7 protein-coding genes are annotated in these 8,741 nt (G+C 73.1%); 2 read left to right on the top strand and 5 right to left on the bottom strand.

What is annotated here, in order from left to right; genetic code table 11:
- From STSP_RS31270 to STSP_RS31260, 3 genes are all read right to left on the bottom strand, one after another.
- The coding region (locus STSP_RS31270; protein WP_332835403.1) for a sigma-70 factor domain-containing protein at positions 1-555 on the bottom strand (555 nt) is incomplete at its 3' end.
- Positions 556-686: 131 nt separating this feature from the next.
- Entirely contained in the window at positions 687-2,606 is a 1,920-nt protein-coding gene (dnaG, locus tag STSP_RS31265) for a DNA primase (protein ID WP_067284380.1), read from the bottom strand.
- Between the two features lie 54 nt (positions 2,607-2,660).
- Positions 2,661-3,923: an NAD(P)/FAD-dependent oxidoreductase gene (locus STSP_RS31260; protein WP_067284379.1), complete on the bottom strand. Its 1,263-nt coding sequence runs from the start codon at positions 3,921-3,923 to the stop codon at positions 2,661-2,663.
- A gap of 460 nt (positions 3,924-4,383) precedes the next feature.
- Here STSP_RS31260 and STSP_RS31255 point away from each other — a divergent pair, with 460 nt between their 5' ends.
- A complete protein-coding gene (locus STSP_RS31255; protein ID WP_067284378.1) occupies positions 4,384-5,385 on the top strand; it encodes a helix-turn-helix domain-containing protein in 1,002 nt (333 codons plus the stop codon).
- On the opposite strand, the gene STSP_RS31250 is transcribed toward STSP_RS31255, so the two are convergent.
- Together STSP_RS31250 and STSP_RS31245 are read right to left on the bottom strand one after the other, a co-directional pair.
- The gene (locus tag STSP_RS31250; protein ID WP_067284377.1) at positions 5,366-6,661 is read right to left on the bottom strand and encodes a deoxyguanosinetriphosphate triphosphohydrolase; all 1,296 of its coding nucleotides are present in this window, start codon (positions 6,659-6,661) and stop codon (positions 5,366-5,368) included. The genes STSP_RS31255 and STSP_RS31250 overlap by 20 nt on opposite strands.
- Positions 6,662-6,764: 103 nt before the next feature.
- Entirely contained in the window at positions 6,765-7,688 is a 924-nt protein-coding gene (locus STSP_RS31245; protein WP_198547468.1) for a sirohydrochlorin chelatase, read from the bottom strand.
- A gap of 218 nt (positions 7,689-7,906) precedes the next feature.
- On the opposite strand from STSP_RS31245, the gene STSP_RS31240 reads away from it, so the two are divergent.
- A complete protein-coding gene (locus tag STSP_RS31240) occupies positions 7,907-8,635 on the top strand; it encodes a SanA/YdcF family protein (RefSeq protein WP_067284381.1) in 729 nt (242 codons plus the stop codon).
- Positions 8,636-8,741: the final 106 nt, after the last annotated feature.

Here is an 8,741-nt window from a genome sequence, read left to right as displayed (position 1 = left end):
TCTGAAGAGCCCGGCCTCGACGCGGCGGGCGAGCTCGACCTCCTCGGCGGCGGTGAGCAGGGGGATGCGGCCGATCTCGCGCAGGTACTGGCGGAAGAGGTCGGCGGAGGGGCCGCCGGTCTCGGTCCGGCTGGTGGGCGCGGGGAGCTCCACGGGGTCCGCGGCGTCCACGAGGTCCGGTTCCGGCTGACCGTCCACGGCGATGTCCGCAGGGGCAGGGGGCTGGTCGGTGGGCGGCTCGGGCGGCCCCTGCGGATGGTCGGGGCTCATCGCTGCCGTGCCGTGGTCAGGATGACGGCGGGCCCTGCCCAGCGGCGGAACCGCCGTCATGAGGTCGGTCTCCGCCTCCGGGTCCAGGGCGGCGTCGGTCTGGGTGAGGGTCTGGGTCTGCACGGGGGCGACCTCCAGGGTGATCGCTGCTGAGGCGTGCGACAGCGGTACGACGGGACCGGCGTCGGCGGCCTTGCCGCTGTCCGTCCCGTACGCGATAAGCGGAACCGCGGGGGTGTCGGGCCCGCCGTCTGCGGGCCGGCCGCGCTCCGAGGACTCAGGCACCGGAACCCAGTGTGGGGTACGACACATCACTGCCACGAGGGGCGTGCGGTGACTTTTTGCGGCCGGGCCGTGACTGGGCGGTTACGGTCGGGCCCGCGGGCCGGCTCCGGAGTCGGCCCGGTCTCGCGCGCCTACAGCGCGTCCGCGCCGCGTTCCCGCAACGCCTGGCCGTACTGCTGCAGGATCCACAACTCGTTCTGCACCGCGGCCACATGGGCCGGATCGGCGTGCGGGCCGAGGCGGGTGAGGGTGCCCTGGATGTCGCGGATGCGGCGGTCCACGGCGCGCAGGCGGACCTGGACGAGCTGGATGCCCGCATAGACCTCGTCGACGGTCTTGCGCAGGATCGGCTCGACGGCGAGCTCGGTGACCATCGCGCGGACCGTGTCGTCGGGCGCGGCCTCGCGTACGCGCGCGAGGTAGGCGGAGGCGTCGTGGGCGCCCAGCTCGGCGCCCCCCGCCTCCTCGATGGTCTGCCGGACGGCGGCGTACGGCGGGGCGGTGAACTCGTCGACTCCGTACGCGTCGAAGGCCGGGGAGACCAACTGCGGGTACTGCAGGGCGAGTTTGAGCAGCTCACGCTCGGTGCGGTGGGCCGGGCTGCGGAGGTTCAGGGCGGGGCCGGACGGTGCGCGCACCGCGGCGTACGACTGCGGGGAGTGCGGAGCCCGCTGCTGTGCCGCCGCTGATGCCGGTGCAGGCCCGCGGCCGCCGCGGTCGCGGGCCCAGCGCGCCAGCTGCGCGACCCGCCGCACCACGAACTGGGTGTCCAGGATGCCCAGCATGCCGGCGAGCTGCACCGCGACCTCGTGCTGCGTGGCGGTGTTTTTGATACGGGCGACGATGGGCGCCGCCTCGTCCAGCGCTGCCGCACGTCCGGCCGGGGTCTCCAGGTCGTAGCGGTGCACGATCTGGCGGAGGGCGAACTCGAAGAGCGGGGTGCGCGGTTCGACCAGGTCGGCGACCGCCTCGTCGCCCTTGGCGAGACGCAGTTCGCAGGGGTCCATGCCGTCCGGGGCGATGGCGATGTACGTCTCGGCGGCGAACTTCTGGTCGTCCTCGAAGGCGCGCAGGGCCGCCTTCTGGCCCGCCGCGTCGCCGTCGAAGGTGAAGATCACACGGGCGCTGCCGTTGTCCATCAGCAGCCGGCGCAGGATCTTGATGTGCTCGCCGCCGAACGCGGTGCCGCAGGTCGCGATGGCGGTGGTGACACCGGCGAGATGACAGGCCATCACGTCCGTGTAGCCCTCGACGACGACCGCGCGGCTGGTCTTGGCGATCTCCTTCTTCGCGAGGTCGATGCCGTAGAGGACCTGGGACTTCTTGTAGATCGCCGTCTCGGGGGTGTTCAGGTACTTGGGGCCGGTGTCCGCCTCGTACAGCTTGCGGGCGCCGAAGCCGACGACCTCGCCGCCGATGTCGCGGATCGGCCACATCAGGCGGCCGCGGAAGCGGTCGATGGGGCCGCGGCGGCCCTCCTGGGAGAGGCCGGAGAGGAGCAGCTCCTTGTCCGTGAAGCCCTTGCCGCGGAGGTAGCGGGTGAGGTGGTCCCAGCCCTGGGGGCTGTACCCGACGCCGAAGTGGGCCGCGGCGGCCTGGTCGAAGCCGCGCTCGGCCAGGAACTTACGGCCGGTTTCGGCCTCGGGGCTGCTGTCGAGCTGTTCGACGTACCACTGGGCGGCGATCTTGTGCGCCTCGACCAGGCGGATGCGCTCGCCGCGCTGGTGAGCGGGGTTGTACCCGCCCTCCTCGTACCGCAGCGTGATGCCCGCCTGCGCGGCGAGCCGCTCGACCGCCTCCGAGAAGGAGAGGTGGTCGATCTTCATCACGAACGTGATGGTGTCGCCGCCCTCCTGGCAGCCGAAGCAGTGGAACAGCCCCTTGCTGGGGCTGACCTGGAAGGAGGGTGACTTCTCGTCGTGGAAGGGGCAGAGGCCCTTGAGGTTGCCGCCGCCCGCGTTGCGCAGCTGGAGGTACTCGGACACGACGGCGTCGATCGGGACGGCGTCCCGGACGGCCTTCACGTCCTCGTCATTGATCCTGCCTGCCACGCAGGAATTCTACGGGGGCGGACGGACACCGAAGCCGCGACGGTCGCCCGCCGCTCAGCCGGCGAGGCTCTCCAGCGGCACGGACGGGTCGGACAGGGCCTCGGGGCCCACCTGTGCGCGGGACCGGATCAGCTTCTGGATCGGCTCCGTGACATCCCACACATTCACGTTCATCCCGGCCAGCACCCGCCCCTCCGCGAGCCAGAACGCGATGAACTGCCGCTTGCCGACGTCACCCCGGATCACGACCTCGTCGTACGTCCCCGGCGGCGCCCAGCCCGAGTACTCCATCCCCATGTCGTACTGGTCGGAGAAGAAGTAGGGCACGCGGTCGTACGTCACCTCCTGGCCGAGCATGGCGCGGGCCGCGGCCGGGCCGCCGTTCAGCGCGTTGGCCCAGTGCTCGACGCGGATCGGGAAGCCGAGCAGCGGATGGAGGGTGGAGGCCACGTCGCCGGCGGCGTGGATGTCCGGGTCGGAGGTGCGCAGCGACGCGTCGACGGCGATGCCGGCGCCGTGCGCCCGGTCGGCGATGGTGAGGCCCGCTGCCTCGGCGAGGGCGGTGCGCGGGGCGGCTCCGATCGCGGCGAGCACGGCGTGCGCCGGGTGCTCCTCGCCGTCGTCGGTGCGGGCGGCGAGGACCACGCCGTCCTGGCCGAGGATCTCGGTGAGTTTGCGGCCGAAGTGGAAGCGCACCCCGTGCTCGCGGTGGAGGTCGGCGAAGAGCTGGCCGAGTTCGGGGCCGAGGACGGAGTGCAGCGGTGTGGGCAGCGGTTCGACGACGGTGACCTCGGCGCCGTACTCGCGCGCGGCCGCCGCGACCTCCAGGCCGATCCAGCCCGCGCCCGCGATCACGAGGTGGCCGTTGTCGCGGCCGAGCGAGGTGAGGACGCCGCGCAGCCGCTCGGCGTGCGCGAGCCGCCGCAGATGGTGCACGCCCGCGAGATCCGTGCCGGGAACGTCCAGGCGGCGCGGCTCGGCTCCGGTGGCGAGCAGCAGCTTGTCGTACTCGATGAGGGTGCCGTCGCCGAGGCGTACCGACTTGGCGTAGCGGTCGATGGACACCACGACCTGGCCGAGGTGCAGCTCGATCTCGGCCTGGGTGTACCAGGCCGGTTCGTGCACGAAGACGCTGTCGCGTTCCTCCTTGCCGAGCAGATAGCCCTTCGACAGGGGCGGGCGCTCGTACGGGTGGTCGCGTTCGTCGCAGATCAGGATCACCCGTCCGGTGAATCCCTCCGCACGGAGCGTCTCGGCCGCCTTCGCTCCGGCCAGCCCTCCCCCGACGATGACGAACGTCTGATCCGCGTCGACCACTTGATGCCTCCTCGTCGGGGATCCGGCGACATCGGCGGAAACCGCGGATGTCGGAGCCCGGAACAACACGGTGCCGCCACTTGAGCGTCCCGCACGGAGCGTGAGGGGGGAAGAGGGAGTGGCCCGATCAGGCCACGCCGGGTCACGTCCGTGTGGATGTCACCGGCGCGCCGTCCCGGCCGGAGGGCCACGGGCGCGGGCCCGCGCGGGCCGCCGCGCGCGTGGTGCCGACCGTGCGGGGCCGCGTACGGAGCGGCCTGCGTGGACCCGCGGGTGCGGCGGGGCGCGGATCGCTTCCCCAGGGAACCCGCGCGGGCCGCCGCGAGGTCAAGAGTCGCCCGCGCGGGTCGGTTGGGTGGGTGATTCGTCCAGGATGCAAAGGGATGGGGGAGCTCCGCCCGGGCGCTCTGTGCGGCTGGCTACGGTGAGGCGGGAGCAGCACTCGCTGAGGGGTGGGGGCATGCTGCGTATCGACTTCACGGCCGAGGACCTGGGCCGGCTGCGGGTGGCGGGCGAGCCCGATCCACTGTGGGAGATCACGCTGAGCCTGCACCTGCTGCAGAACCGCCAGGCGGCGGTCGTCTTCGACCCGTGGCGGCGCGAGGTGCGCGCGGGCCTGGCACGCGCCGGCCTCACAGCGACGACGACCGCGCTGACCAGGCTGGTGCCCTCGGCCGCGTACTTCCCGGACTTCCTCACCCCCGGCCAGGGCACCGCGCCGGACCTGCACACGGGCATCGAACTGGTGCTCAGCACCCCGCGGCGCCGGCTCGCCGCGGAGCTGGCGCAACTCTGCCCGCGAGGGCCGGTGCCGCCCCTGGTGCGACGTCTCGCGGAGGGCGATCCGCGGGCGCTGCAGGGGCTCGGCGGGGCGCTGCGGCGTTACTACGCGATCGCCGTGGAGCCGTATCGTCCGGCAGTCCGTGAGGCGGTGCGGGCGGACCGCTCGGTGCGGTCGGACGCGGCGCTGCGGGCAGGTCCCGACGGGCTGCTGAGGAGCTACGGTCCCGCACTGACCTGGGAGTCCCGGACGCTGACGGCGCCCTATCCGCACCCTCGCGACCTCCCGCTCGACGGGCGGCCGCTGACCATCGTGCCGTCGTTCTTCTGTGTGCTGATGCCGGTGACGCTCGCGGACGACGGGCTGGACCCGGTGCTGGTGCATCCGCTGGGGCCCGCGCCGGGCTGGCTGGCCCGGGCCCGCGCGCAGGGGCGGCTCGGCGCGGCCGATCTGCCGGTGGGGCAGCTCATCGGGCCGACGCGCGCGCTGGTCCTGGACGCGCTGGAGCAGCCCCGGACCACCACCCAGCTCGCCGAGCTGCTGCGCCTGACGATGTCGACCGCCAGCCGGCACGCCACCGTGCTGCGCGAGGCGGGCCTGGTGATCTCGGAACGCCGCGGCCACGAGGTGTTCCATGTGCGCACCGGGCTCGGTGACGCCCTCATGGACGGCGCGCTGTGAGCCTGTCGTGCAGGGAGCGGGCCGATGCGTCGGTCAGGGACGCGATCTGGTCGACGATGACGCGTTCGCGTGCGCGGTCGTCGCCCGCCGCGTCGAACAGCGCGCGGAACTGCGGGTCGAGGCCTTCGGGCGCCCGCGCGGCGAGCGCCTCGGCCAGCTCGGCGACGACGATCCGCTGGTCGGCGCGGAGCCGTTCCTGCTCGGCGCGCTGCATCACATAGCGGTCGGCGACGGCCTTGAGGACCGCGCACTCGTGCCGGGTTGCGCGCGGCACGACCAGCTCGGCCGCGTATCGCGTGAGCCGTCCCGACCCCCATCTCTCCCGCGTGGCACCCTCGGCGGCGAGGCAGAACCGCCCGATGAGCTGGCTCGTGGCGTCCTTGAGCCGGGCCTGGGCGACGGCGGTGCCGTCGTAGCCGTGCGGCCACCACTCCTGGTCGAGGAGGCGGTCGAGGGCCGCGGCGAGCTCCGCCGGGTCGGTGTCGGCGGGTACGTACCGCCCGATGGCCACCGCGAAGATCTCCCTGCGCTCGGGCTCTGCGTGCAGGCAGTTGGGGTCGATATGCCCGGCGTGCAGGCCGTCCTCGACGTCGTGCACCGAGTACGCCACGTCGTCCGCCCAGTCCATGACCTGGGCCTCGAAGCAGGTGCGGGTGGCTGGGGCGCCCTTGCGGATCCAGTCGAAGACGGGGCGGTCGTCCTCGTAGACGCCGAACTTGGGCGACGCCGGGTCGGCGGGATGGGCGCCGCGCGGCCAGGGGTACTTGGTCGCGGCGTCGAGCGCCGCGCGCGTGAGGTTGAGCCCGACGCTGACAAGATCGCCGCTCTCCTCGTCCTGTACGAAGCGCTTGGGCTCGATACGGGTGAGCAGCCGCAGCGACTGGGCGTTGCCCTCGAAGCCGCCGCAGCTCTGCGCGACGTCGTTGAGCGCCTGCTCGCCGTTGTGCCCGAAGGGCGGGTGGCCGAGGTCGTGGGAGAGGCACGCGGTCTCGACCAGATCCGGGTCGCAGCCCAGCGCGGCCCCCAGCTCCCGGCCGACCTGGGCGCACTCGAGCGAGTGCGTCAGCCGGGTACGTGGGCTGGGATCCCACGCCTGACTGCGCGTCCCAGGCGTCACCACCTGCGTCTTTCCGGCGAGACGGCGCAGCGCGGCGGAGTGCAGCACCCGCGCGCGGTCGCGCTGGAAGGCCGTACGCCCCGGCCTCTTGTCGGCCTCGCCGGCCCACCGCTCGACGGCCGCCTCGTCGTAGTACGCGTTCAGTTCGGTGCCTTCCATGCACCGACAGTAGACGCAGGTGGTGACAGAGGCAGTAACGGAAGAAACACGGACAGTGAGCCGCCGGGGATCCGGGAGGTCCGACGTCCCGGGTACCGGAGGTTCAGGCCGTGGCGAGGTGCAGGGACGCGGCCGCGGCGGACGACACGAGGGCCTCGTCGTAGCGGTGCAGGACGAGGCGGGCCATCGCGGCGTGCGCGCCCATCGGTGCGGCGGCGATCCAGGGGGCGGCCTCGGCGCACTCCGAGGCGAAACGTCCCGGCGCAGTGAAGTACGAGGCGACGGCCACGCGGTGCCGGCCGCGGGCTGTCAGGGCGCGCACCGCGTCCGGCACGGTGGGGGCGGCCGCGGAGGCGTACGCGGGGACGACCGGCACTCCGAGGCGCTCGGCCAGGAGTTCGGCGGTGCGCTGGGTGTCGGTGGCGGCGTCGGGATCGCGGGATCCGGCCGCCGCCAGCACGACGGCGTGGCTGCGCCGGTCGGCCGCGCTGAGCCGCGTACTCCATCCGGCCTCGACGAGCCGCGCGTACAGCGCCTCGACGAGGAGGGGGTGCGGACCGAGTGGCGCCGCGATGCGTATGTTCAGGTGGGAGGCCTCGGCGGCGGCCTCGGGGATGTCCTGCTTGATGTGGTAGCCGCGGCTGAGCAGCAGCGGTACGAGGACGGCCCGGCCGGGCCGGAGAGCGGCGAGCGTGTCGGGCAGGAGCGGCTCGTTCAGCTCGATGTGGCCGAGCCGGACGGAGAGGCCGGGGCGCAGCTCGCGCACGCGCTCGGCAAGCGTCTCGACCGTGCTCAGCGCTCTCGGGTCGCGGCTGCCGTGCGCCACGAGGACGAGGGCGGGCGACTCGGGGTGGCGGCGCCTGCCGTCGAGCGCTACGAGGCTGAGCTGGCTGCCGAGCTGGCTGGTGATCCGGTTCATGAGTTGCGCCGTACTGTCGAGGTGGCCGTCGGTGGGTGCCGTGCCGGGCGACAGGCTGCTGCCCGAGGGCTGGGTGGACTCGTCGCGAGGAGGGTTCGACGCCGTCATGAACCGATCGTGGCGGCGTCAGGTTGCCACTGGGTTGCGCGACGATGACGGCTCATTTCCCCGGGGCTCACGCTGCACCGAACCGCGGTGTCAGCTGGAACGCAACCCGGGGTCGTCCGACGGCGTGATTGTCGGTGGGGTCGCCTACGGTTGATCACAGCTGGCCCGATGCCGGGCGAGCACGGGGATACGGGGGTTGGATGCTACTGCACGGCTGGATGCGGAGGCTGGGCCGAGCGGTCCGGCCGCGTCTTCGGTGGCCGCAGAGACCGGCGCGGCTCCGGCTGCCGCGGACACGCCCGGGGCAGCGCCGGGCGGTCCAGGCGCTGATGCTGGCCTGTGTGCTGGCACTCCTGCCGGCCACCTGGCTGTTCGTCTCCGCGGACGGTCGGCTCCGTACGACGGCGGATGTGCCCCGCACCCCGGTGGCGATGGTCTTCGGCGCCGGCCTCTGGAACGGCGAGCCGTCGCCGTACCTCGCCCACCGCCTGGACGCGGCGGCCGAGCTGTACCACGCGGGCCGCATCGAGGTGGTGCTGGTCACGGGCGACAACAGCCGCGAGGAGTACGACGAGCCGGACGCCATGCGCGCCTACCTGACCGCTCATGGCGTCCCGGACGGGCGGATCGTGAGCGACTACGCGGGGTTCGACACCTGGGACTCGTGCGTGCGGGCCAAGAAGATCTTCGGCGTGGACCGGGCGGTGCTGATCAGCCAGGGCTTCCACATACGCAGGGCGGTCGCCCTGTGCGACGCGGCCGGGGTCACGTCGTACGGCGTCGGGGTCGACGACCGGCACGATGTCACGTGGTACTACGGGGCGGCGCGGGAGCTGGTCGCGGCCGGGAAGGCGGCGTGGGACGCCGTCTTCCGGCCGGAGCCGCGGTTTCTGGGGCCGCGGGAAGCGGGGGTGTCGGAGGCCTTGGCCTCCGACGGCGCCCGCTGAGGGTCCCCCCTTACGGGGGTACGGGTCCGACGCCAGGGCGCCCTACGTCGTGGGTTGTGCCCACCCGTTCCGCCCTGCGGAACGATTGCCCACAACGGTAGCGGCG

The organism is Streptomyces jeddahensis (genome assembly GCF_001642995.1).
Lineage (GTDB): Bacteria > Actinomycetota > Actinomycetes > Streptomycetales > Streptomycetaceae > Streptomyces > Streptomyces jeddahensis.
The sequence above is the reverse complement of the archived record's forward strand: the minus strand, read 5'-3'. Positions and strand labels throughout refer to the sequence as shown.